The following is a 570-nucleotide window of genomic DNA, read 5'->3' on the forward strand; positions in this document are numbered from 1 at the left end:
GCTAACTTATTACGAGCTTCCGACGAGGCGGGAAGATAGATTTTACCCTCGAAGGGTCAAACCCAAACCAAGTAAATACCCCACCAAAAAGAAAAATACCAGTCAGCTTAACTGACTGGCATTAGGCCTTGGCCGTGTTTTTTTTTGGAAAAATTTGTAGCTTGTTAAATATTTCGGGCTTCGAAAAAATTTAGCCCAAACAAGATTATTTATATTAACGCCGAGCAGCTAAATGATCTGACTCCATAAAAGTAGACACCTATTTAGGAGTCAGTTCTCATGAAAGTAAAAGCGTTTCGTAAACATACAGAGGAATTTAAAAGAAAAGTGGTGCAAGAGTCACTAGACTCACACGGTACCGTTAAAATGACCGCTAATAAATACGGTATTCATCCCGATATGTTGTCAAGTTGGAGAAGTAAAATGACCTCAAGAAAAGAGCTTAAGCCACTTAAAAACCATGGTCCAGAAAAGTCATATAAAGACCTTGAACGTCAAGTTCGTAACCTTGAAAAGCAGCTTGAGGACGTACAGTTGGAGAACGACGTACTAAAAAAGGCGAGGGCCTAC

General features: G+C 39.6%; 1 protein-coding gene. It reads left to right on the forward strand.

Annotated elements, in window-relative coordinates:
- Positions 1 to 279: 279 nt before the first annotated feature.
- Positions 280 to 570 (forward strand): transposase (locus PSI06_RS21100; RefSeq protein ID WP_273604827.1); only part of this gene is annotated, 291 nt, incomplete at its 3' end.

The organism is Pseudoalteromonas sp. GABNS16E (assembly GCF_028598715.1).
Lineage (GTDB): Bacteria > Pseudomonadota > Gammaproteobacteria > Enterobacterales > Alteromonadaceae > Pseudoalteromonas > Pseudoalteromonas atlantica.